Below are 21,965 nucleotides of genomic sequence, written 5' to 3'. Positions count from 1 at the left end.
GTGGCTTAGGTGGGACGGTACGCCTTCGACAGGAGGAGTGACCATGCCGTCGAGCGACGTCGGGGCCGGCGGGCCCCCGCTGACCGAGGACGAGGCGGAGGACCTGCTGCGGTGCATCTGCTTCAAGACCGGGCCACCCGGTACCGTCGGGGTCGAACTGGAGTGGTTCGTGCACGACGGGCACGACCCGCACCGGACCGTCGCACCCGACCGTCTGCGCGGCGCTTACGCCGCCCTGCGGGCCCTGGGCCTCGGTTCGTCGGTCTCCCTCGAACCGGGCGGGCAGCTGGAGCTCAGCTCGCCGCCCGCCGCGTCGCTCAGCGCCTGCGTCGCCACCGTGCAGGCCGACCTGTCGGCCGCGCGGTCCGCGCTCGCCCGTCTCGGGCTCGTCCTCACCGGCGCCGGCACCGACCCCTGGCTGCCCACCCGTGACCGGCTGCTGCGCGAGCCCCGCTACGACGCCATGGAGACCTACCTCGACCGCTGGGGGCCCGCCGGCCGGCACATGATGCGCGATTCGGCATCCGTGCAGGTGTGCGTGGACACCGGGTACGAGGAGCCGGGCCCGCTCGGCTACCGGCGGCGGTGGCGGCTGGCGCACCTGCTCGGCCCGGTCCTCGTCGCCTCGTTCGCCAACTCGCCCACGCTGCACGGCCGCCCCACCGGGTTGCGGTCCGCGCGGCAGTCGCTCTGGGCGGGCATCGACGCGGTGCGGGGGCTGGCGCCGCCCCTCGGGAGGGAGCCCCGCTCGGCGTGGGCCGCCCACGTGCTGGACACACCGGTGATGTGCGTCCGCGCGGCGGAGGGGCCCTGGCTGGTGCCCCGGGGGCTGACCTTCCGCCAGTGGCTGCGGACGGCGGTGCCGCGCCCGCCGACGCGCGCCGACCTCGACTACCACCTGACCACCCTGTTCCCGCCCGTGCGCCCGCGCGGCACGCACCTGGAGCTGCGCATGCTGGACGCGCAGCCGGGCGCCGACGGATGGGTCGTGCCGCTGGCCGTCGTCACGGCGCTGTTCGACGACCCGGACGCGGCCGACGCGGCGTACCGGGCCCTGCTGCCGTTGACGGAGACGGCCGGTCCGCTGCGCCCGCCCGGTGACGCGCACTGGCGGGCGGCGATCCGCGACGGCCCGGACGCGATCGCGCTGCACCGGGCGTCCGTGGTCTGCTTCGGCCTCGCCCTGGAGGCGCTGGCCCGCTCCGGCGCGCCGACGGCCGTGCGCGACGCGGTGGCCGGCTTCCACGAGCGGTTCGTGCTCCGCCGCCGCTGCCCCGCCGACGACCGCCGACCGACCCCCGCACCCGCCGCCAACGGGCCCGCCGCCGGCCCTGTTCCCGGGCCGTTCCCGGAACCTGTCCCGGGACCCGTCACCGGAACGGCCCCCGGCGCCGGCCCCGTCCCCGCTCCCCGATCCGGCCGGGACGCCGGCCCCGACCGCGTGGAGGACCTCCGCCCATGACCGCTCCCCCCTCCCCCTCCGCCTCCGCCTCCGCCGAGCCCGAGGCGCTCCGGCGGCGGGCGCACGAGGCCCTGGCCGCCGCCCGGGCGCGCACCGCACAACTCACCGACTGCGTCGACGACGGCGAACTTGCCGCCCAGCACTCGCCGTTGATGTCCCCACTGGTGTGGGACCTGGCGCACATACCGAACCAGGAGGAGCAGTGGCTGCTGCGTGCCGTGGGCGGCCGGGCCGCGCTGCGGCCCGAGATCGACCCGCTGTACGACGCCTTCCGCCACCCCCGCGCCGACCGCCCGTCGTTGCCGCTCCTGCCGCCGCGCGAGGCGCGCGCGTACGGCAGGGAGGTGCGCGACCGCGTCCTGGACGTCCTCGCGGCCGCACGGCTGGAGGGCGACCCGCTGCTGGACGCGGCGTTCGCCTTCGGGATGGTCGCCCAGCACGAGCAGCAGCACGACGAGACCATGCTGATCACCCACCAGCTGCGGCGCGGCCCCGCGGTGCTCACCGCGCCCGAGCCGCCGCGCCCGCCCGCCACCACGGCCGACGGCGCCCTCGGCGGCGCTGCGGGCCTGCCAGCGGAGGTGCTCGTCCCGGGCGGCCCGTTCACCATGGGCACCTCCCACGACGCGGAGCCCTGGGCACTCGACAACGAACGCCCCGGCCACGTGCGGGACGTGCCGGACTTCCTGATCGACACCGTGCCGGTCACGTGCGGCGCGTACCGGGAGTTCGTCGAGGACGGCGGCTACCGTGACGCGCGCTGGTGGGCGCCGGAGGGGTGGGAGCAGATCCGGCGGCACGGCATCGGCGCCCCGCTGTTCTGGCGGCGTGACGGCGGGCGGTGGCTGCGCCGGCGCTTCGGCGTCGTGGAGGCCATGCCGGACGACGAGCCGGTGCTCCACGTCAGCTGGTACGAGGCCGACGCGTACGCCCGCTGGGGAGGGCGGCGGCTGCCGACGGAGGCCGAGTGGGAGAAGGCCGCCCGGTACGACCCGGTGTCCGGCCGGTCGCGGCGCTTCCCGTGGGGCGACGCCGAGCCGACCCCGGACCGCGCGAACCTCGGGCAGCGGCACCTGCGCCCGGCGCCCGTCGGCGCCTACCCGGCCGGGGCGTCACCGCTCGGGGTGCGGCAGCTGATCGGCGACGTGTGGGAGTGGACGGCGAGCGACTTCCTGCCGTACCCGGGCTTCGTGGCGTTCCCGTACCGGGAGTACTCCGAGGTGTTCTTCGGGCCGGCGCACAAGGTGCTGCGGGGCGGGTCGTTCGCGGTGGCGCCCGTGGCGTGCCGGGGCACGTTCCGCAACTGGGACCTGCCGGTCCGGCGGCAGATATTCGCCGGGTTCCGCACGGCGCGGGACGCGGGGTGAGCCGCTGATGTGCCGGCACATCGCCTGGGTGGGCGACGACGCGGTACCGCTCGGGGAGCTGCTCGTCGCGCCCCCGCACGGCCTCCACCGCCAGTCGTGGGCGCCTCGCCGCCAGCGGTACGGCACGGTCAACGCCGACGGCTTCGGCGTCGGCTGGTACGCGCCGGGCGACCCGGTGCCGGGCCGCTACCGCAGGGCGGGGCCCGTCTGGGGGGACCCGTCCTTCGCCGACCTGGCCCGCGTGGTCCGCTCGGCGGCGGGCCTGGCCGCCGTACGGGACGCGACGCTGCCGGGCGCCGACGGTGAGGCCGCCGCCGCGCCGTTCGCCTCGGGCCCGTGGCTGTTCAGCCACAACGGGGCCGTGACCGGCTGGCCCGGGTCGCTCGCGGCGCTCGCCGCCGGCCTGCCGCCCGCCGACCTGCTCGCCCTGGAGGCGCGCAACGACTCGGCCCTGCTGTGGGCGCTGGCGCTGCACCGGCTGCGGCGCGGCGACACACCGCTCGACGCCCTCGCCGGGGTGGTGCGGGATGTGGCCGCGGCGGCGCCCGGGTCCCGGCTGAACCTGCTGCTCGTCGACGGGACGACGGTCACCGCCACGGCGTGGGGCGACACGCTCTGGTACCTGGGCGGGAGCCCGGGCCGCCGCCGGCGCGCGGTCGTGGCCTCGGAGCCGTACGACGACGACCCCGCGTGGTGCGAGGCGCCGGACCGGACGCTGCTGACCGCCACCGCGGACGGTGTGGCGCTCCACCCCCTCGACCGCGCCCCGGGCCCCGCCGCGGACCGCCGCCCGGACCGCGCCACGGCGGCGCCCGCCGCGCAGGACCGCACCTCCCCCGCCCGCCTCCGCCCGTCCCCTCCCCCGCGCGCCGCGCGCGCGGGGCGGCAACCGCTCGAGGAGTACCCCGCGTGAGCCCGTACCTGCTGACCCGCACCCTCCCCGAGGGCGCCACCGCCGCCGACCTGCGCGCCGACGTGCTGAACGGCCTGACCCGCACGCCGAAGGAGCTGCCGCCGAAGTGGTTCTACGACGCGCGGGGCAGCGAGCTGTTCGAGGAGATCACCCGGCTGCCGGAGTACTACCCGACCCGTACCGAGCGGGACATCCTCGTCGCGCGGGCGCCGGAGATCGCCGCGGCGACCCGGGCCCTGACCCTGGTGGAGCTCGGCTCGGGGTCGTCGGAGAAGACCCGGCACCTGCTGCGCGCGCTGCGGCCGCGGCTCGCCGACTACGTGCCCGTCGACGTCAGCGAGTCGGCGCTGACCGGTGCGGCCTCGGCGCTCGCACGGGAGCTGCCGGGGCTGCGGGTGCACGCGCTCGTCGCCGACTTCACCCGTGGGCTCGCCCTCCCCGGGACGCCGGGGCCGCGGCTCGTGGCCTTCCTCGGCGGCACCCTGGGCAACCTGCTGCCCGGGGAGCGGGCGGTGTTCCTCCGGTCGGTGCGGGCGCTGCTGGAGCCGGGCGACGCGCTGCTCCTCGGCACCGACCTGGTGAAGGACGAGGCGACGCTGGTCGCGGCGTACGACGACGCGGCGGGGGTGACCGCGGAGTTCAACAAGAACGTGCTGGCGGTGCTCGCCCGGGAGCTGGGCGCGGACGCCGACCCGGACGACTTCGACCACGTCGCCGTGTGGGACCGGGAGCGCGAGTGGATGGAGATGCGGCTGCGGGCGCGGCGCGGGCTGACCGTGAAGATCCCGGAGCTGGACCTGGCCGTGCCGTTCGCGGCGGGCGAGGAGCTGCGGACGGAGGTGTCGGCGAAGTTCCGTCAGGAGGGGGTGGCGCGGGAACTGGAGGCGGCCGGCATGGAGTTGTCACGGTGGTGGACCGATGAGCGGGGCTGGTTCGCGCTGTCACTGGCGACCGTCGTGTGAGCCGCGGCCGCGGACCCGGTCCTGACCCCGGCGAGCCGGTGGTTCCGCGTACGCGGCGGGTGCGGCGGGTGCGGTGGGATGTCGGTGCCGCCCGGGGCAGCCGCCGCGGCCCGGCCCGTCACCGCCGCGTGGGCGGCGCGGGCCAGGGCGCGGCGGTCGGTGTGGCGTCCGGCGGGCAGGGGCGGCAGGAGGCGCAGTTCGGCGGTGAGGGCGCCGGCCGAGACCACCCGCCACAGCGAGACGACGAGGGGGTCGTCGCCGACGAACGCGGCGGCGCCGAGCGGCCGGTAGGCGATCCGTACCGGCTGCACCGGGGCGCCCGCGTCGAGCGCCGCCTGGAAGGCGGCCGGGCGGAACGCGCCGCCGGCCCGGCCGCACCAGGTGGACCCCTCGGGGAAGACGACGACGCGGTGCCCCGCGCCCAGGGCGCGGGCGATGGCGCGGACCGCGCCGGGCAGGGCCCGCAGGCAATCGCGGTCGAGGAAGAGGGTGCCGCCGAGCGCGGCGATCGGCCCGAGCAGCGGCCAGTCCCGCACCTCCCGCTTGGCGACCATGCGGCCGGGCAGGACGGCGGCGAGGAGCGGCACGTCGAGCCAGGAGACGTGGTTGGCGACGACGAGGTGCGCGCCGGGCGGCGGCGTGCCGGTGACGCGGGCGCGGACGCCGAACGCGCGGAGCACGGTGCGGCACCACAGCCGGGCGAGCCGGTGGCGGGCGGCCGGGGCGAGGGGCGCGGCGAGCGGCGCGAGGACGAGCCCGGCGAGGACGGCGGCCGCCCCGGCGGCCAGGCGCAGGACCGCGCGGGGGTGGCCGGCCGCCGGGTGGGCCGGGGTGGCGCAGCGGCGCGGGGTGCAGGGCGAGGCGGGCAGCCAGGCGCTCATCACTCCGCGCCGAGGGCGAGGAAGTGGCGCAGGTAGCGGGGGTCGGTGCGGCGCAGGGACAGCAGGACGTACAGGTCGGCGACGCCGAAGTCGGGGTCGTGGGCGGGCGCGCCGCACACCCAGGCGCCGAGGCGGAGGTAGCCGCGCAGCAGGGGCGGCAGGTCGGTGCGGGCGGCGGGCCGGGCGGCGCCGGCGGTGGGGCTCCACAGGCGGTGCGGGGTGACCCAGTACTCCTCGGGCGCGAGGTGGCGGGCCCTGACGGTCTCCCAGGTGGCCGCGGCGAGGGCGCCGCCGTCGGCGAGCGGCACGGAGCAGCAGCCGGCGAGCCAGTCGTGCCCGGCGCGGGTCATGTAGCGGGCGATGCCGGCCCAGACGAGGGAGATGACGGCGCCGTCGCGGTGGGCGGGGTGGACGCAGGAGCGGCCGACCTCGACCAGGTCGTGGCGGATGGGCGCCAGGCGGGAGAGGTCGAACTCGCCGTCGGAGTAGAGGCGTCCGGCGATGCGGGCGCGCTCGGGGGGCAGGAGGCGATACGTGCCCACTACCTCGCCGGTGGTCTCCTCGCGGACGAGGAGGTGGTCGCAGTAGGCGTCGAAGGCGTCGGTATCGAGACCGGGTTCGGGTCCGGCGAGCTGTGCGCCCAGCTCGCCGGCGAAGACGAGGTGCCGCAGCCGCTGGGCGGCCCGGACCTCGTCCTGCGTGCGGGCGAGGGAGACGCGGTACCGGGGCCGCCCGGCTTCCTCCGCCGCGGCCGGGGCCGCCGAGCGGTGCGGGCGGGCGGGGGCCGGGGCGGGGGCCGGGAGTACCGGGCCCGGGGTGGGGGCCGGGGCCTGGGTCGTCGTGGTCATGGGAGCTCCTTGGCCGGGGGCGGCGGGGCGGGTCCGCGATGGTGCGGCGGCCCTCACTCCCTACTTGTGCCGTGACCGGCGGGCTTCGGCGTGACCGCCCGGCGGAGCGCGGATGTGCGGCGGCTGAATGCCCGGTGCGGGCGCCGCATCCCGGCCCCGGCCCCGCCCGGCACGGTGGGCGCACCGGCCCCGCGCCGCGCGCCCGGCACGGTGCGCGCCCGCCCCGACGGCGGCGCCGCTCCGCTCCGGGCCCCCGCCCGCTGCGGTCGGGGCGCCGGCTCAGCCCGCCAGGGCTTCGGTGATCCGCGCGGACGCCGCGCGGGCCGCCGTCTCAGGGTCGCGGCCCTGGAGGACGGCCGTCATGTACGGCTTGATCGGGTTGTCGGCCTCGACGTCCGCCCAGTGCGGCGAGTTGGGCGTGGCCCGGCCCCGCGCGGCGCCCGCGGCCATCGCGGCGGTGGCCTCCTGGCCCTCGACGACGGAGGCGAGGGAGGTCTTGTTGGGGACGTACTTCATGGTGCGGGCCAGGTCGGTCTGCCACTTCTCGCCCGCGAGGGCCTTGACCACGTCGATCCCGGCGGCCCGCTCGCGGGCCTTCACCGGGACGACCAGGTCGGAGCCGCCGGTGAAGACGGCGCCCGGCTGCTTCTCCGTCTTGCCCGGGATCGGGAAGAAGCCGAGCTGGGCGGCGAGGGACGGGTTGCGCTCCTCGATGGCGGCGGCCGCGCCCGGCGTGGCGATGATCTGGGCGACCCGGCCCCGGGCGAAGACCTCGGCCTGGGGCGGGGTCTCCTCGTCGGCGTCGACCGGGCCGGAGCCGAGGGACTGGAGCTCCCGGTAGAAGTCCATGCCGCGCAGCGCGGCGGGCGAGTCGAGCGCGCCGACCCACGCGCCGTCCTTCTCGACGGCCAGTTCGCCGCCCTCGTCCCAGACGAACCCGGCGAGGGTGTACCAGTCCTGCCCGGCGAGGTAGATGCCCTGCGCGCCGGTGCGGTTGACCTTCCCGGTCGCCTCCAGCCACTGCTCGCGGGTCTTGGGCGGCTCCTCCACGCCGGCCCGACGGAAGAGGTCCTTGCGGTAGACGACGACCCGGTTGGCCGCGTACCAGGGGATCCCGTACTGGCTGCCGTCGATGCTGCCGGGTTCGGCCAGGCCGGGCAGCCACTCCTCGTGGCCGAGGTCGCGCACGGACTCCAGGGTCAGGTCGTACAGCTGCTCGCTGCCGGCGTACTGGGCCACCTGGGTGTTGCCGACCTCGATGACGTCGGGGGCGTCGTCGCCGGCGAGCGCGGCGGTGACCTTCTTGCCGATGCCGGTCCACTCCTGGATGACGAACTCCAGGCGGGTGCCGGGGTGGTCGTGCTCGTAGGCGGTGGTGAACCGCTTGAGGAACTCGTCGGAGGCGCTGCCCTTCATGAGCCAGACGGTGACGGTGCGGCTGCCGCCGTCCTGGCCGGGGACGAGGCCGCAGCCGGTCAGGGCGAGGACGGACACGAGCGCGGCGGGGCAGACGAGCGTGCGCTTCTTCACGGAGGTCACCTTTTGCGTTCTTGCAGACAGGACGGGACCCGACGTGGGGGGAGCGAACGCGTTCGCAACGGGCGGATGGCTGGATTTTGGTATGTACCAATGGCCGGGTCAAGTCCCGCGGCCCCGCCTCGCGGACCCGTCCGCCCTGGGGCACCGTGGAAGGGGCGCGCCGTGGGGCGCGCACCCGCCGAGGAGGAGACCGTCATGTCGCACCACACGTACCGCGTCACGGAGATCGTGGGCACCTCGCACGAGGGGCTGGACGCGGCGATCGGCAACGGCATCGCGCGGGCCGCGCAGACCCTGCACAACCTCGACTGGTTCGAGGTGACGGAGATCCGGGGCCACCTGGAGGACGGGCGCGTGGCGCACTACCAAGTGGGGATGAAGGTCGGTTTCCGGCTCGACGGCCCGGACGCCGGCGACGTGTGACCCCGGGGCCCGTCGCGGGCCACGGGGCGAGGGCGCGGGACACGGGGCACAGGGGCGGGACGCGCGGGCTTGGTGTCCGCACGGGCCCGGGAACGGGCGCGGGCCCCCGTCAGGTGCGGCCCTCCTTCTCCTGGGCCTGCCGCAGCGCGTCCGAGGCGAGCGCCCAGTCGGCGCGCACGACGCGGAACCCGGCCTTGGCGGCGGCGTCGCAGACCAGCTCGTCGTCGTCGACGAGCATGCGCACCTCGCGGCTGCGGCCGAGGCGGCGCAGCACCTCCAGCTTCGTGACCCTGGCCGGCCGCCGGTCGTCGTCGCGGCGCATGTGGAGGCGGCCCTCGGGCAGTCCGTGCCGGGCGAGCCAGTCCAGGCTGTCGTGGCGGCACCGCTCGGGCCGACCGGTGAGGTAGCGGATCTCGCACTGCCGCGCCGCCTCCAGGCACAGGGCGACGCCGGGCGGGAGGGGCGGGTCCTGCGGGGCGGCGTCGAAGAAGGCGTCCCAGTCGCGCGGGGCGCGCTGCAGGAAGTGCTGGCGGTGCCGCGCGTCGGAGAGGGTGTTGTCCAGGTCGAACACGGCCAGGGGTCTGCTGTCGCTCGTCACCCCGCAAGCCTAGGTCCTGTGCGTGACGTGGCGCCGTCTACCCGGACGCCGCGGCGCAGGAGGGACGTTCCGATCATCCCTTGAGGCGCAGGGGCCGGGAATCGCGGGGCGCGGGAGGCGTTGAACCGGGTGTGAGTACCGCAGCCGCCGCCCCGCTCCCCGTCCGCCTGTCCGTCCTGGACCGCTCCCGGCTGTGGGAGGGCGGTGACGGGCCGCGGGCGCTGCGGGAGACCGTCCGCCTCGCCCGGCACGTCGAGGAGCTGGGCTACCACCGGTTCTGGGTCTCGGAGCACCACGGGGTGCCGGGGGTCGCCGGTTCGGCGCCGACGGTCCTGGCGGCGGCCGTGGCCGCCGCGACGTCGACCGTCCGGGTGGGGACCGGTGGGGTGATGCTCCCGAACCACCGTCCGCTGGTGGTGGCGGAGCAGTTCGGCGTGCTGGAGTCGCTGTTCCCGGGGCGGATCGACATGGGCGTGGGGCGTTCGGTGGGGTTCACGGACGGGGTACGGCGGGCGCTCGGGCACGGCAAGGAGGACGCGGACGGCTTCGCGCGGCAGCTGGAGGAACTGCTGGGCTGGTTCCGGGGGACGCAGACCGCCCACCCGGGGGTGCGGGCCCTGCCGGCGGAGGGGCTGCGCGTGCCGCCGTTCGTGCTGGCGACGGGCGAGGGGGCGCGGATCGCGGCCGGGGCGGGGCTGCCGCTGGTCGTCGGGGACCTGAAGGCGCGGGCGAAGGTGGTGGAGGCGGTGGACCGGTACCGCGCGGGTTTCCGCCCCTCGCCGTGGGCCGCGGAGCCGTACGTGGTGGTGGCGGGCACGGTGGCGGTGGCCGGCACCGAGGAGGAGGCCGCGCGGATGCTGCTGCCGGAGGCGTGGTCCGCCGCGTACGCGCGGACCCACGGCACGTTCCCGCCGCTCGCCCCGCCGGAAGCGGTCGCGGCCCGGTCCATGTCGGCGCGGGAGCGGGAGTACTTCACGTCGGGGCTGCGCGGCCATGTGCACGGCACGGAGGAGCGGGTGCGGGCGGCGCTGGAGGAGGTCGTGGCGCAGACCGGGGCGGACGAGGTGCTGGTGACGACGAGCACCTACGACCGGGAGGCGCTGCGGGAGTCCTTCGTGAGGCTGGCGCGGCTGGCCGGGCTGCGGCCCGGACCGCCGCCCCGAGGGGAGGGACGGGGCGGCGGCGCGTAGGGCGCGCCCTCGCGCGGGCGGCCGGGGCCTCGGACACCTTCCGGGTCCTGTCCGGACACCCCCTAGGAGGCGGCGGGGCCGTGCGCTTCCCAGTCCGGCTCGCCCGGCCCGGTCGCGAGGGTGGTGTGGCGGCTGCTGCTGGACATGAAGAGAACCCCCAGTGAGTCCCGTGGTCAGGTGCACCGGGGCGGTGGTCGGCGCCCCGGCAGGCATATGCCTACCGGGGTCGCGCGGCGAGGGGAAATCGGGTGGCCGGGGACGACTCGGATGCGGACAACTCACCACGAGCGGTACAGGGTTGAACGACATCGATCTTGTTGTCGGGGGCCTTCGCCGACGTGTGCCGGAGCGAAGTCCTCCGCGCGGGGCGACCGCCGCGCGGAGATTCTTTCGCCCGGACGCCGGCGCTGTGACCGGAGCCACAGCGTGAAGCTGTCCTTAAACCGCCCGGCGGCGGGCGGCACGCAGCCACTCCTTGTTCATCGCCGAGATGGACGGCAGGGGGATGCCCTTGGGGCAGGCCGTGGCGCACTCCCCCGCCAGGGTGCAGCCGCCGAAGCCCTCGGCGTCCATCTGCGCCACCATGTCGAGGACGCGGGTCTCCCGTTCGGGCGCGCCCTGCGGCAGGACGTTGAGGTGGTTGACCTTCGCGGAGGTGAAGAGCATCGCCGAGCCGTTGGGGCAGGCCGCCACGCAGGCGCCGCAGCCGATGCACTCGGCGTGCTCGAAGGCGGAGTCGGCGTCGGCCTTCGGGACGGGCGTGGCGTGCGCCTCCGGGGCGGAGCCGGTGGGGGCGCTGATGTAGCCGCCGGCCTGGATGATCCGGTCGAAGGCGGACCGGTCGACCACGAGGTCCTTGACGACGGGGAAGGCGGCGGCGCGCCACGGCTCGATGTCGATGGTGGCGCCGTCCTCGAAGGCGCGCATGTGGAGCTGGCAGGCGGTGGTGCGTTCCGGTCCGTGGGCCTCGCCGTCGATGACCATGCTGCAGGCGCCGCAGATGCCCTCGCGGCAGTCGTGGTCGAAGGCGACGGGGTCCTCGCCGCGCAGGATCAGCTCCTCGTTGAGGGTGTCGAGCATCTCCAGGAACGACATGTCGCGGGAGATGCCGTCCACGTCGTAGGTGGCCATGGTGCCGGGGGCGTCGGCGTTCTTCTGGCGCCAGACGCGCAGGGTGAGCCTCATGCGTAGCTCCGCTGGGTGGGGTGGACGTACTCGAAGACCAGGTCTTCCCGGTGCAGGACGGGCGCGGTGCCGGTGCCGCGGAACTCCCAGGCGGCCGCGTAGGAGAACGCCTCGTCGTCGCGGGCGGCCTCGCCCTCGGGCGTCTGGGACTCCTCCCGGAAGTGGCCGCCGCAGGACTCGGTGCGGTGCAGCGCGTCGAGGCACATCAGCTCGGCGAGCTCCAGGTAGTCGACGATCCGGTTGGCCTTCTCCAGGGACTGGTTGAACTCCTCCCCCGTGCCGGGGACGCGGACGCGGCGCCAGAACTCCTCGCGGATGGCGGGGATCCGGTCGAGCGCCGTGCGCAGCCCCTCGTCGGAGCGGGCCATGCCGCAGTGCTCCCACATGAGTTCGCCGAGTTCGCGGTGGAAGGAGTCGGGGGTGCGGTCGCCGCCGACGGCGAGGATGCGGCGCAGCCGCTCCTCGGTGGAGCCCACGGCCTCGGCGACCGCCGGGTGGTCGTCGGCGAGCGGTTCGGGACGCGGGGCGCGCGCCAGGTAGTCGTTGATGGTCGACGGCAGGACGAAGTAGCCGTCGGCGAGGCCCTGCATCAGCGCGGAGGCGCCGAGCCGGTTGGCGCCGTGGTCGGAGAAGTTGGCCTCACCGATCGCGAACAGGCCCGGGACGGTGGTCCGCAGGTCGTAGTCGACCCACAGGCCGCCCATCGTGTAGTGCACGGCGGGGTATATCCGCATGGGCACCTCGTACGGGTCCTCGGCGGTGATCCGCTCGTACATGTCGAAGAGGTTGCCGTACTTCTCGGCGACCCTGTCGCGGCCCATGCGGCGGATGGCGTCGGCGAAGTCCAGGTAGACGCCCTGGCCGCCGGGGCCCACGCCGCGGCCCTCGTCGCAGACGTTCTTCGCGGCGCGGGAGGCGATGTCGCGGGGCACGAGGTTGCCGAAGGAGGGGTAGATCCGCTCCAGGTAGTAGTCGCGCTCCTCCTCGGGGATCTCGTGCGGCGGCCGGTCGTCGCCGCGCGCCTTCGGCACCCAGATCCGGCCGTCGTTGCGCAGGGACTCGCTCATCAGGGTGAGCTTCGACTGGTGCTCGCCGGTGCGCGGGATGCAGGTGGGGTGGATCTGGGTGAAGCAGGGGTTGGCGAAGTACGCGCCGCGCCGGTGCGCCCGCCAGACGGCGGTCGCGTTGGAGTTCATGGCGTTGGTGGAGAGGTAGAAGACGTTGCCGTAGCCGCCGGTGGCGAGGACGACGGCGTCCGCGAAGTGCGTCTCGATCCGGCCGGTGACCAGGTCGCGGGCGACGATGCCGCGGGCCCGCCCGTCGACGACGACCAGGTCGAGCATCTCGGTGCGCGGGTGCATCTCGACGTTGCCGGCGGCGATCTGCCGGGACAGCGCCTGGTAGGCGCCGAGGAGGAGCTGCTGACCGGTCTGGCCGCGGGCGTAGAAGGTGCGGGAGACCTGCACGCCGCCGAAGGAGCGGGTGTCGAGCAGTCCGCCGTACTCGCGGGCGAACGGGACGCCCTGGGCGACGCACTGGTCGATGATCTCGACGGAGATCTGGGCGAGCCGGTGGACGTTGGACTCGCGGGCGCGGAAGTCGCCGCCCTTGACGGTGTCGTAGAAGAGGCGGTGGACCGAGTCGCCGTCGTTGCGGTAGTTCTTCGCGGCGTTGATGCCGCCCTGCGCGGCGATGGAGTGGGCGCGGCGCGGCGAGTCCTGGTAGCAGAACTGCACGACGCGGTAGCCCTGTTCGGCGAGGGTCGCGCCGGCGGAGCCGCCGGCGAGGCCGGTGCCGACGACGATGACGGTGTGCTTGCGGCGGTTGGCCGGGTTGACCAGCTTCGCCTCGAAGCGGCGCCGGTCCCATCGTTCGGCGATGGGGCCCTCGGGCGCCCGGGTGTCGGCGATCGGCTCGCCGGTGGTGTACGCGGTGTAGGCGCTCATGTCAGCTCACGACTCCGGTCATGACGGCGAGGGGCACGGCGAGGAAGCCCGCCGTGAGGACCAGGGCGAGCGCGGTGGCGGCGGTCCTCAGGGCGCGGTCGCGGCGGGCGTTGCCGGCGCCGAGGGTCTGGGCGGCGCTCCAGAAGCCGTGCCGGATGTGCAGTCCGACGGCGAGCATGGCGACGATGTAGATCACGTTGCCGTACCAGGTGGAGAAGGTCGCCACGACGTTCTCGTAGGGGTGGCCGGGCTGGGCGTTCTCGTTGACGGTGAGCGTCGTGAGGTCGAGCAGGTGCCAGACCACGAACAGGGCGATGATGACGCCGCCCCAGCGCATGGTGCGGGTGGCGTAGCTCGCCCGCCGGCGCTTGTGTACGTAGCGGGTGGGGCGGGCCTTCCGGTCGAGCCGGCTGAGCTGGTACGCCGAGACGCCGTGGGCGACCACCGCGGTGAGCAGCACCACGCGGACGATCCACAGTCCCCACTCGTGGTGGAGGACGGGGGCGCCCATGGTGCGCAGCCAGTGGCCGTAGGCGTTGAACTCGTCGGGGCCGAAGAAGACCTTGAGGTTGCCCATGACGTGGGCGACGAGGTAACCGAGGAGGACCAGGCCGCTGACGGCCATGACGGCCTTCTTGCCGACGGTCGATCCGAGGAGGGTGCGCCGGGGGGCGCGCGGGGACGGCGGTCGCCCGGCCGTGCCCGAGGAGTGCGTCCGCGTTGCCTGAGCCATACACGCGACGGTAGGTCCGACGCTCCGAGAGGTCCAAGACATGGTGCGGCTGATCTCGATAGGTGTCGCCTATCGCAGCCGCTTAGGGTGGTCCCATGCAGTTCCAGCAGCTGGTGTACTTCGTGGCCGTGGCCGAGACGCGGCACTTCACGCGGGCCGCCGAGCGCGTCCACGTCTCCCAGCCGTCGCTGTCGCAGCAGGTGCGTGCCCTGGAGAAGGAGCTGGGGGCCGAGCTCTTCAGCCGGGCCCGGGGCAACATCGCCCTGACCGACGCGGGCGAGGCGCTGCTGCCGCTCGCGCGGCGCATCCTCGCCGACGCGGACACCGCCCGGCACGAGGTGCAGGAGCTGGTGCGGCTGCGGCGCGGACGGGTACGGCTGGGCGCCACGCCGAGCCTGTGCACGGGGCTGCTCCCCGGGGTGCTGCGGGCCTTCCACGCGCTGTACCCGGGCATCCGGATCCTGATCGAGGAGGGCGGTTCCCACGACCTCGTGCGGGAGCTGGCACGCGGCGCGCTCGACCTGGCGCTGGTCGTGCTGCCGCTGCCGACGCCCGCGCCCTCGCTGACGACGGTGGAGCTGCTGCGGGAGGACCTGGTGGTCGTCTCCTCGACGGCGGAACCGGCGCCGCGGCGGCCCGTGCGGATCCGGGACCTGGAGGGGCGGCCGATGGTGATGTTCCGGCACGGTTACGACCTGCGGGAGCTGACGGTCGCCGCGTGCCGGGCCGAGGGGTTCGAGCCGTCGTTCACCGTGGAGGGCGGCGAGATGGACGCCGTGCTGGGCTTCGTACGGGCGGGGCTGGGCGTGGCGGTGGTGCCCAGCATGGTCGCCCGGGCGGGGCGCGACCTGCGGGTGACGGCGCTGGCGCCGCCGGGGCTGCGGCGGACCATCGCGCTGGCGCACCGCAGCGACGTCGCGCCGCCGCGGGCTGCCCGGGAGCTGCGGCGGGTACTGCTCCAGTCGCTTCCGGAGCACTGAGCCGCCCGGCCCCGGACGGGGGGCCGAGCGGTCACACCGATCGCGGACGGGAGCCGGGCGAGGCCACCCGGGCCCCGGACGGGAGCCGGGCGGGGGGCCACCCGGGCCCCGGTCGGAGGCAGGCCGGTGTCACACGGCGTCCGCCAGCACCAGGCGGTGGATGCGGTCGGGCGCGCCCGGGCGGGCGTAGTACCAGCCCTGCGCCGTGTCGCAGCCGAGCGCGCGCAGCTGGTCGGCCTGGGCGGCCGTCTCCACGCCCTCCACGGTGACGGCCAGCTCCAGGCTGTGCGCCAGGGAGACGATGCCCTCGACGATCTTCAGGTCGACGGGGTCCGCCGGGTGCTGCTGCATGCCCCTGGTGAAGGAGCGGTCGAGCTTGAGGACGCTGACCGGCAGGCGGCGCAGGTTGGCGAGGTTGGAGTAGCCGGTGCCGAAGTCGTCGAGCGCTATGTCGACGCCCATCTCGGCCAGCTGCCGCAGCGGCTTGAGCAGGTCCTCGTCGGCGCCGATGAGGGCGGACTCGGTGACCTCCAGGCACAGGGCGCCGGGGGCGAGGCCGGAGCGCTCCAGCACGTCGACGATGTCGGTGACGAGCCCGGGGTGGTGGAGCTGGGTGGGCGAGAGGTTGACGTTGATCCGCAGCGGGCCGCCGTCGGTGTGGCGGTGCTTCCAGTACCTGGCCTGGCGCACCGCCTCCTGCAGGACCCACCGGCCGAGCGGCACGATGAGCCCGGTGTGCTCGGCCAGCGGGATGAACCGGTCCGGGCCGAGCACGCCGTGCTGCGGGTGGCACCAGCGCACCAGCGCCTCCGCGCCGTGCACCGTGCCGTCGCCGAGGTGGACGAGCGGCTGGTACTCGATGAAGAACTCGCCCCGGTCCAGGGCCGCCGGGAGCGCGGTGGTCAGGCCGTGTCGGGTGATGGCGCGGGCGTCGGCCTCGGCGTCGGCGCGCTCGTAGCGGTTGCCGCCCGCCGACTTGGCCCGGTACATGGTGATGTCGGCGCTGCGCAGGACGTCCGCGGAGCCGCGCTCGCCGGCGCAGCCCTCGACGATGCCGATGCTGCCGCGGACGGTGATCTCCCGCCCGTCCAGGCCGATCGGTGTGGACAGGGCGTTGAGGATCCGGCCGGCGAGCTCCTCGGTGTCCTGCGAGGAGACGTCCGGGCCGGTGGTGAGGGCGACGAACTCGTCGCCGCCGAGCCGGGCGACCATCTCGCCGGGAGCGGTGGCGCAGGACTCCAGCCGGTCGGCGACCTCGACGAGGAGCCGGTCGCCCGCCGCGTGGCCGAGGCTGTCGTTGATGGCCTTGAAGCCGTCCAGGTCGAGGTAGCACAGGCCGAAGCGGGTGCCGTCGCCGGCGTTGAGGGCCTTGTCGAGGCGTTCGAAGAACAGGCTGCGGTTGGGCAGCCCGGTGAGCGCGTCGTGGGTGGCCTCGTAGCGCAGGCGCAGGTTGAGCAGGCGCCGCTCGGTGGTGTCCTCCATGAGGGCCAGCTGGTACTGGGGGCGGCCCTCGGCGTCGCGGAGCAGGGAGACCGTCAGGTTGGTCCACAGGGCGGTGCCGTCGGAGCGGTAGAACGGCTTCTCCACGCGGAAGTGGTCGCGTTCACCGCGCACCAGCTCCCCGTAGAGCTTCCAGACGTGCGGGGCGTCCTCCGGGTGGACCCACTCGGTGACGTTGCGGCCCCTGACGAGGTGTTCGAGACCGCCGAACATGCGGGTGAGGGCCTCGTTGACGTCGAGGACGTTGCCGTCGAGGTCGGCGATGCCGATGCCGATCGCGGCCTCCTGGAAGACGGCGCGGAAGCGGGCCTCAGTGGCGTGCAGGGCCTGCTCGGCGAAGGCGCGGGCGGAGAGCGCCGAGCGGGCGATGGCCTCCTGCTCGACGAGGGTCCGCTCCCGCAGCGCGCGGGCGAACCCCGCGGCCAGGGCGTGCTGGAGGCGGGCGCAGCGGGCCCGCAGGTCGTCGGCGGGGGTGTCGCCGGCGCCGCAGTACAGCACCAGGTAGGAGTCGACGACGCCGAGCGTGCGGCTGAGGGCGTCGGGGTCCGTGCAGTGCGCGGCGACCAGGGCGGTGCCGACGGCGTGGGCGGGCGCCACGTCGAACGGCCGGGCGTGCAGGGCGGCGCTGAGCCGCCGCGCGAGCGGCAGCAGGTGCTGTTCGAATTCGGTGCGGGTCATCGACGTGGCCGTCACCGGGAAGATGGCCCGGCTCCATATCGTCGCGAACCGCTGGAGTCTGTCCTCCAGGCCGTCCGGCTCCGCCGCGGAGCCGGACGCCTGCGCCGGCGTGCTCACCCCTTGCGCCCCACCCCGGCGAAGCCCGAGAAGGCGTACGGGTCCTCCTGCTCGGGCGGCGTCTCGGGCCGCCAGTGCGGCATGGAAACCAGGCCGGGTTCGACCATCTCGAACCCGTCGAAGAACCGGGCGACCTGGTCGCGGGAGCGCATCACGAGCGGGTTGCGGATGTCTCGGTAGACGCCGACGGTGCCGCCCGCCTGCTCCTCGGGGACCGGGATGCCCTCGAACGAGGCGTGGGTGAGGATGAGGAGGCTGCCGGGCGCCAGCGCCTCGCGGAGCTCCTCGACCGCCTCGTAGGGCCGGTCGGAGTCCTCCAGGAAGTGCAGTACGGCGACGAGGAGCAGCGCCACCGGCCGGTCCAGGTCGAGCAGTCGGGCCACTGGCGGGCTGTGCAGCACGTCCCTCGGCTTGCGCAGGTCGGCGGCGGCGATGTCGACGCGCTCCTCGTCGGCGAGCACCGCCTTGCTGTGCGCCACCGCCACGGGATCGTGGTCGACGTAGACGACGCGGGCGTCGGGGGCGGCGGCGAGGGCGACCTCGTGGACGTTGCCGAAGGTCGGTATGCCGGAGCCGATGTCGAGGAACTGGGTCACGCCCTCGGCGACCGCGTGGCGGACGGCGCGGCGCATGAACGCCCGGTTGGCCTGCATGATCTTGGGCAGGCCGGGCAGGAACTCCATGGCCCTGCGGGCGGCTTCGCGGTCGACTTCGAAGTTGTGGGAACCGCCCAGGTAGTAGTCGTAGATGCGGGACACGCTCGGCACCGACAGGTCGATGCCCGGCGGGGCCCAGGCGGGACGGTCCATCGAATCTCCCACAGTCGCCATGGTGATGAGGCCAGTTCCTGGCCGGTGTTCGAGCCGAGGCTACTGATCGCCCGCCGGGAGGGCGAGGGGAAACGGAAAAATGCGATCCGTTCTTCGTCACAGGCGGCGGCGCGGGCGGACCCCTCCCCGGGTGTGCGGCGGGGCGGCCCGTCGCTCCCGCGAGGGGAGGGAGTCGACGGGCCGCCCACCGGGCCGGAGTCGCCTGTGGGGGACTCTACTTGGACGCTCCGACCAGCTTTCCGTCGGGCGAGACGGCGTACCAGGTGCCGCCCACGCCCTGACCGTTGGTGTCGCCGGGCTTCTTGTCGCCGGCGAAGGTGTAGAGGGGCCAGCAGTCGATGGTCTGCTGGCTCTTGCCGTCGGGCCGCTCGAACGTCACGTACCCCTTGGTGGTGATGCCCTCGGTGTCGGCCTTGGCGACGGGCTCGACGACCGGCCACTTCTCCAGGCACGCGCCGGTGCAGGCGGTCTTCATCGGCCAGGCCGAGTCCTTGGTGAACCGGTAGACCGTCCGGCCCTCGCCGTCGACGACGATCTCGCCGAGCTTGGGGTCCTCGCGGACGGAGAGCCCGGCGCGTTCGGCGGGCGCCTCCTCACCGCCGCCGGACCCTTCGCCCGTCCCTTCGCCGGATCCGCCGCCGTAGCCGTCGTCCGCGCCACCGCCCGCCGGGGCCTCCTCGCCGCCGCCCTCCCCTGACGCCGGGCCCGGGGAGGCGCCCGCCGCGGCCTTCCTCCCGTCGGGGGCCGCCGCGTACCAGGTGCCGCCGACGCCGTGGCCGTTGGTGTCGCCGGCCTTGGTGTCCTTGGCGTACCGGTACATCGGCCAGCCGTCGACGGTCAGCTGCTTGGTGCCGTCGGGGCGGGTCAGCGCGCCGAGCAGCGCGGAGTCGACCCCGGCCGGGGCCTTGGCGCCCTCCGCGGTGACGACCGGCCAGGCCGTGGCGCAGTCGCCCTCGCAGGCGGACTCGGGCGGGTCGGCGGAGTCCTTGTCGAACCGGTAGAGGGTGCGGCCCTCGGCGTCGGTCAGGACGTCGCCGCTGGCCGTGCCCTTGCGGACGGCGAGCTGCCCGGCGGGCGTGGCGGGGGCCCCGGAGGAGGCCGCGCCGGAGCCGTACGCGCCGCCGGAGCCCTTCCCGCCGTACCCGGCGTCGCCGGGGGCGCCCGCGGGGGCCGCGGCTCCCACGGACTGGCCGCCGATGCGGTCGCCCTCGTCCTGTCCGCAGGCCGTCAGGGTCAGCAGGGCCGCCACCGCCGTCGCCGCGAGCGCCGTGTCGCGCCAGTTCCTCATCTCAGCTCCCGTCGTGTCGAGTTGCTCGCGGCGTCTGCCGTGCGCCGTTCACGGTCCTAGGTACGGGCCCGGGGGGCGGAAGTGTTCAACGGGGAGGCGAAGTTCCCGGGCCGGGACTGCGCCGGGCGACGGAACGCAAGTTCGAGCGAAACCTCCCATCAGGGGAATCACCGCGCTCCGGCAGACGGTGGCTCGTTGGTCTGATCATGCTCTTCGGCGTGTATGGATCCCTCGTCGCGCGGGCGGTGGCGGGCGCGGTGCTCGCCTGGCCGCTCGTGCTCTCCCCCGCCCTCGCGCCGCCGGCCTCGGCCGACAGCTGTGCCCACGCGTCGACCGGGCCCGGGGGCACCCACGCGGTGTCCGTCGCGGGCGGCTCGTCCTGTACGCCCCGCCCCACTCCCCCGGTCCCCTCGCCGACGCCGCGGCCGACGCCCTCTCCCGGCCCCTCCCCCGGCCCCTCCTCCCAGCCGACGCCGAGCCCTTCGCCGCCTCGGCCCTCACCGCCGGCGCCACCGTCCGCCCCGCGGCCAGAGCCGCCCGCCGCGAGCGCGCCGCCCGCCCCCGCCCCGCCGCGTCCGGTGGCGCCCGCGCCGCCACCACCCAATCCCGCGGCGCCGGCTCCCGCGCCTGTGCCGCCACCCGCCTCGCCCCCGGCACCGCGGCCGGCGCCGACGGCCGCGCCGGCGGTGACCTACCCGCTGCCCGCCTACCGGGCGGCGCAGCGCCCGAAGCCCAAGCGCGGGCCGTCGATGGTGTCGATGATGCTGCTGCTCACGGCGCCCGCCGTCTTCGCCGCCGCCATCCTGCGCCCCCGCTCGCGCTGAGGCCACCACCGCGTCGCGGCGCACCCGGCCCACTCCCGTCCCCTCCCGAAGACCGAGACCGAGAGAGAGTTCCCGTGTCGGAATGGCTTGTCCTGACCCTGGCGATGGCCGCCGCGTGCGCGGTCGTCCTCGTCATCGTCGTCATCAACAACCGCCGCCTCGGTGAGGACGACGACCCGACCGAGACGCCGGACGTCATGGAGTACATGACGATGATGATCGGTGTGGTCTACGCGATCGTCCTCGGCCTGGCCATCGCCGGCGTCTGGGAGGGGCGCGGCACCGCGCAGGAGAGCGTCCGTCAGGAGGCGCAGGCCCTGCACGAGGTCAGTGTGCGCTCCGAGGTGTGGCCCGCCGACGTGCACGCGCGGATCCGGGCCGACGTCGAGGCGTACGTCCGGCACGTGGTGGGCCCCGAGTGGGACGCGATGGCGGAGCACGGCGAGCTGACGGAGGAGGGCACGGAGCTGCTGCACCAGGTGCGCCGCTCGGTCACCTCCTACCGGCCGGCCGACGCCCACCAGGCCGAGGCGTACCAGCCGCTGGTCGACCAGGTGGCCGCGGCGGACGACGCGCGCAGCGTCCGGGCGGACTCGGCGGGCGAGACGATGCCGGGCGTGGTGTGGTTCGGCCTGATCACCGGGGCGCTGATCGCGGTGGGGCTGATCTTCGCGCTGCAGATCCGCCGGACGTTCCGGGAACTGCTGCTGGCCGGGTTGTACAGCGCCCTGATCGCCTTCCTGCTCTTCCTGATCTGGGCGATCGACGCCCCGTTCGGGCGGGGCGTGTCGGCCACCACGGAACCGTTCCTGCGCGCCTTCCCGGTCCTCGGCGGCTGAGCCGGCCTCTCCCGGTCCGCACGGCGGGCGTGGCGTGCGCCGTACGGGTGACCCGTTGCCCCGTTCGCCCGACCGGGGTCGCGGGTGTGGTAAAGCGCTCCTAACGTTCCGGGCACAGAGGGTCATTTCAGCTCGTTCGCGGAAGTCCGTTCCGCACTGCCCCTCGGGACCGGAGGACTCTTCATGCGCGCGATAGGTGCCGCTTCCGCCGCTCTGCTCGGAGCGGCGGCTCTCGCCCTCACCGCACCCCCCGCGGCCGCGGTGGATCCGTACGCCGTCTCCCCCTCGACCGTCAACCCGGGCGGCCGGGTGGTTCTCTCCGCCCCCGGCTGCCCGGGGACCGCCATCGCGTCGTCGGGCATCTTCGACGCCGTGTCCATCCCCGCGGGCGGTACGGCGACCGCCACCGTGGACTGGGACGCCCGCCGGGGCGCCGCCTACACGGTCTCCTTCACCTGCGCCGGCGGTGCCCCGGGCACGGCGCAGCTGAGGGTCGCCGCCGGGGCGACGACCAGCTCGACCGCCGCCCCGACCGTGACGCGGACGGCGACGGCGACCACGGCGCCGTCGGGCGTGCGGGGCGGCCTGGGCGGCAGCATCGGCGGCTGGAACGCCGGCGAGCTGGCCGCCGGCACGGGCCTCGTGGTCGCCGCGGCGACCGGCGTGGTGTACGCGCTGCGCCGCAGGGCCGAGAGCCGCCGCCACTGACCCCGCCTCGTGCGGCCCGCGGACACCCCGCGCCCCCCCCCCACGACCGCACCGCACACCGCTGTATCACCCACGTTCCACCCGCCGCACACGCCCGACGCCCCGAGTCCCGGCCAGGACTCGGGGCGTCGGGCGTGTACGGCCGACCGGGAGG

The 21,965-nt window shown here is 75.3% G+C and carries 20 protein-coding genes; 10 read left to right on the top strand and 10 right to left on the bottom strand.

All coding sequences use genetic code 11. The annotated features are described in order from the left end of the window. The first annotated feature begins 43 nt into the window (after positions 1 to 43). Genes egtA through egtD form a run of 4 tightly spaced genes read left to right on the top strand, consistent with a single transcriptional unit; the run spans position 44 to position 4,704 of the window. Entirely contained in the window at positions 44 to 1,462 is a 1,419-nt protein-coding gene (gene egtA / locus LPA54_RS23040; RefSeq protein WP_228980862.1) for an ergothioneine biosynthesis glutamate--cysteine ligase EgtA, read from the top strand. After that, on the top strand, positions 1,459 to 2,829 hold the full coding sequence (gene egtB, locus LPA54_RS23035) for an ergothioneine biosynthesis protein EgtB (RefSeq protein WP_228980857.1): 1,371 nt from the start codon (positions 1,459 to 1,461) through the stop codon (positions 2,827 to 2,829). Before egtA ends, egtB begins: the two co-directional genes overlap by 4 nt. Positions 2,830 to 2,836: 7 nt before the next feature. Further along, positions 2,837 to 3,742, top strand: a complete 906-nt coding sequence (gene egtC, locus LPA54_RS23030) for an ergothioneine biosynthesis protein EgtC (RefSeq protein WP_228980855.1) — start codon at positions 2,837 to 2,839, stop codon at positions 3,740 to 3,742. Further along, positions 3,739 to 4,704 (top strand): L-histidine N(alpha)-methyltransferase, encoded by a 966-nt coding sequence (gene egtD, locus LPA54_RS23025; protein WP_228980851.1) that lies wholly within the window; start codon positions 3,739 to 3,741, stop codon positions 4,702 to 4,704. Before egtC ends, egtD begins: the two co-directional genes overlap by 4 nt. Here the strand turns inward: egtD and LPA54_RS23020 are convergent. From LPA54_RS23020 to LPA54_RS23010, 3 genes are all read right to left on the bottom strand, one after another. Then, positions 4,599 to 5,585, bottom strand: a complete 987-nt coding sequence (locus LPA54_RS23020) for a 1-acyl-sn-glycerol-3-phosphate acyltransferase (protein WP_228980848.1) — start codon at positions 5,583 to 5,585, stop codon at positions 4,599 to 4,601. The genes egtD and LPA54_RS23020 overlap by 106 nt on opposite strands. Beyond that, on the bottom strand, positions 5,585 to 6,433 hold the full coding sequence (locus LPA54_RS23015) for a GNAT family N-acetyltransferase (RefSeq protein ID WP_228980846.1): 849 nt from the start codon (positions 6,431 to 6,433) through the stop codon (positions 5,585 to 5,587). Before LPA54_RS23015 ends, LPA54_RS23020 begins: the two co-directional genes overlap by 1 nt. A 279-nt stretch (positions 6,434 to 6,712) precedes the next feature. Further along, positions 6,713 to 7,963, bottom strand: coding sequence for an extracellular solute-binding protein (locus tag LPA54_RS23010; protein ID WP_228980843.1), 1,251 nt, complete (start codon positions 7,961 to 7,963; stop codon positions 6,713 to 6,715). 204 nt (positions 7,964 to 8,167) lie between these two features. Here LPA54_RS23010 and LPA54_RS23005 point away from each other — a divergent pair, with 204 nt between their 5' ends. Further along, positions 8,168 to 8,395, top strand: a complete 228-nt coding sequence (locus LPA54_RS23005; RefSeq protein WP_228980896.1) for a dodecin — start codon at positions 8,168 to 8,170, stop codon at positions 8,393 to 8,395. A gap of 109 nt (positions 8,396 to 8,504) precedes the next feature. On the opposite strand, the gene LPA54_RS23000 is transcribed toward LPA54_RS23005, so the two are convergent. Continuing rightward, positions 8,505 to 8,993, bottom strand: coding sequence for a hypothetical protein (locus LPA54_RS23000; RefSeq protein ID WP_228980841.1), 489 nt, complete (start codon positions 8,991 to 8,993; stop codon positions 8,505 to 8,507). 131 nt (positions 8,994 to 9,124) lie between these two features. Between LPA54_RS23000 and LPA54_RS22995 the strand changes: the two genes are divergently transcribed. After that, on the top strand, positions 9,125 to 10,183 hold the full coding sequence (locus tag LPA54_RS22995; RefSeq protein WP_228980838.1) for an MsnO8 family LLM class oxidoreductase: 1,059 nt from the start codon (positions 9,125 to 9,127) through the stop codon (positions 10,181 to 10,183). Between the two features lie 438 nt (positions 10,184 to 10,621). Here LPA54_RS22995 and LPA54_RS22990 read toward each other — a convergent pair whose 3' ends face one another. Genes LPA54_RS22990 through LPA54_RS22980 form a run of 3 tightly spaced genes read right to left on the bottom strand, consistent with a single transcriptional unit; the run spans position 10,622 to position 14,047 of the window. After that, positions 10,622 to 11,368, bottom strand: coding sequence for a succinate dehydrogenase/fumarate reductase iron-sulfur subunit (locus tag LPA54_RS22990; RefSeq protein WP_228980835.1), 747 nt, complete (start codon positions 11,366 to 11,368; stop codon positions 10,622 to 10,624). Further along, a complete protein-coding gene (locus LPA54_RS22985) occupies positions 11,365 to 13,314 on the bottom strand; it encodes a fumarate reductase/succinate dehydrogenase flavoprotein subunit (RefSeq protein WP_228980833.1) in 1,950 nt (649 codons plus the stop codon). Before LPA54_RS22985 ends, LPA54_RS22990 begins: the two co-directional genes overlap by 4 nt. A gap of 1 nt (position 13,315) precedes the next feature. Beyond that, positions 13,316 to 14,047: a succinate dehydrogenase cytochrome b subunit gene (locus LPA54_RS22980; protein WP_228980829.1), complete on the bottom strand. Its 732-nt coding sequence runs from the start codon at positions 14,045 to 14,047 to the stop codon at positions 13,316 to 13,318. Positions 14,048 to 14,142: 95 nt separating this feature from the next. On the opposite strand from LPA54_RS22980, the gene LPA54_RS22975 reads away from it, so the two are divergent. Then, entirely contained in the window at positions 14,143 to 15,027 is an 885-nt protein-coding gene (locus LPA54_RS22975) for a LysR family transcriptional regulator (protein ID WP_228980826.1), read from the top strand. 129 nt (positions 15,028 to 15,156) lie between these two features. Here LPA54_RS22975 and LPA54_RS22970 read toward each other — a convergent pair whose 3' ends face one another. The 3 genes from LPA54_RS22970 to LPA54_RS22960 form a co-directional block, all read right to left on the bottom strand. Further along, a complete protein-coding gene (locus tag LPA54_RS22970) occupies positions 15,157 to 17,322 on the bottom strand; it encodes an EAL domain-containing protein (RefSeq protein WP_228980824.1) in 2,166 nt (721 codons plus the stop codon). Then, positions 17,319 to 18,131 carry an SAM-dependent methyltransferase gene (locus LPA54_RS22965; RefSeq protein WP_228980822.1) on the bottom strand — a complete coding sequence of 271 codons (813 nt, stop codon included), beginning with the start codon at positions 18,129 to 18,131 and terminating at the stop codon, positions 17,319 to 17,321. The genes LPA54_RS22970 and LPA54_RS22965 overlap by 4 nt, the downstream gene beginning before the upstream one ends. Before the next feature lie 235 nt (positions 18,132 to 18,366). Continuing rightward, positions 18,367 to 19,440: an SCO0930 family lipoprotein gene (locus LPA54_RS22960; protein WP_228980819.1), complete on the bottom strand. Its 1,074-nt coding sequence runs from the start codon at positions 19,438 to 19,440 to the stop codon at positions 18,367 to 18,369. 686 nt (positions 19,441 to 20,126) lie between these two features. Between LPA54_RS22960 and LPA54_RS22955 the strand changes: the two genes are divergently transcribed. From LPA54_RS22955 to LPA54_RS22945, 3 genes are all read left to right on the top strand, one after another. Next, complete coding sequence (locus tag LPA54_RS22955; protein WP_228980815.1) at positions 20,127 to 20,264, top strand: hypothetical protein; 138 nt, start codon at positions 20,127 to 20,129, stop codon at positions 20,262 to 20,264. A 74-nt stretch (positions 20,265 to 20,338) separates the two neighbouring features. Then, positions 20,339 to 21,103: a DUF4239 domain-containing protein gene (locus LPA54_RS22950; protein WP_228980813.1), complete on the top strand. Its 765-nt coding sequence runs from the start codon at positions 20,339 to 20,341 to the stop codon at positions 21,101 to 21,103. 183 nt (positions 21,104 to 21,286) lie between these two features. Then, positions 21,287 to 21,811 (top strand): hypothetical protein, encoded by a 525-nt coding sequence (locus tag LPA54_RS22945; RefSeq protein WP_228980811.1) that lies wholly within the window; start codon positions 21,287 to 21,289, stop codon positions 21,809 to 21,811. Positions 21,812 to 21,965: the final 154 nt, after the last annotated feature.

This window comes from Streptomyces sp. DH12 (assembly GCF_020873895.1).
Lineage (GTDB): Bacteria > Actinomycetota > Actinomycetes > Streptomycetales > Streptomycetaceae > Streptomyces.
Note: the sequence above shows the minus strand (reverse complement) of the source record. Positions and strands in the feature narration are given on the sequence as shown.

Coding starts and splice junctions, on each gene's coding strand:
- egtA (WP_228980862.1), top strand. CDS start 44: ATGCCGTCGAGCGACGTCGGGGCCGGCGGGCCCCCGCTGACCGAGGAC.
- egtB (WP_228980857.1), top strand. CDS start 1,459: ATGACCGCTCCCCCCTCCCCCTCCGCCTCCGCCTCCGCCGAGCCCGAG.
- egtC (WP_228980855.1), top strand. CDS start 2,837: ATGTGCCGGCACATCGCCTGGGTGGGCGACGACGCGGTACCGCTCGGG.
- LPA54_RS23020 (WP_228980848.1), bottom strand. CDS start 5,585: ATGAGCGCCTGGCTGCCCGCCTCGCCCTGCACCCCGCGCCGCTGCGCC.
- LPA54_RS23015 (WP_228980846.1), bottom strand. CDS start 6,433: ATGACCACGACGACCCAGGCCCCGGCCCCCACCCCGGGCCCGGTACTC.
- LPA54_RS23005 (WP_228980896.1), top strand. CDS start 8,168: ATGTCGCACCACACGTACCGCGTCACGGAGATCGTGGGCACCTCGCAC.
- LPA54_RS22990 (WP_228980835.1), bottom strand. CDS start 11,368: ATGAGGCTCACCCTGCGCGTCTGGCGCCAGAAGAACGCCGACGCCCCC.
- LPA54_RS22985 (WP_228980833.1), bottom strand. CDS start 13,314: ATGAGCGCCTACACCGCGTACACCACCGGCGAGCCGATCGCCGACACC.
- LPA54_RS22980 (WP_228980829.1), bottom strand. CDS start 14,047: ATGGCTCAGGCAACGCGGACGCACTCCTCGGGCACGGCCGGGCGACCG.
- LPA54_RS22975 (WP_228980826.1), top strand. CDS start 14,143: ATGCAGTTCCAGCAGCTGGTGTACTTCGTGGCCGTGGCCGAGACGCGG.
- LPA54_RS22965 (WP_228980822.1), bottom strand. CDS start 18,131: ATGGACCGTCCCGCCTGGGCCCCGCCGGGCATCGACCTGTCGGTGCCG.
- LPA54_RS22960 (WP_228980819.1), bottom strand. CDS start 19,440: ATGAGGAACTGGCGCGACACGGCGCTCGCGGCGACGGCGGTGGCGGCC.
- LPA54_RS22945 (WP_228980811.1), top strand. CDS start 21,287: ATGCGCGCGATAGGTGCCGCTTCCGCCGCTCTGCTCGGAGCGGCGGCT.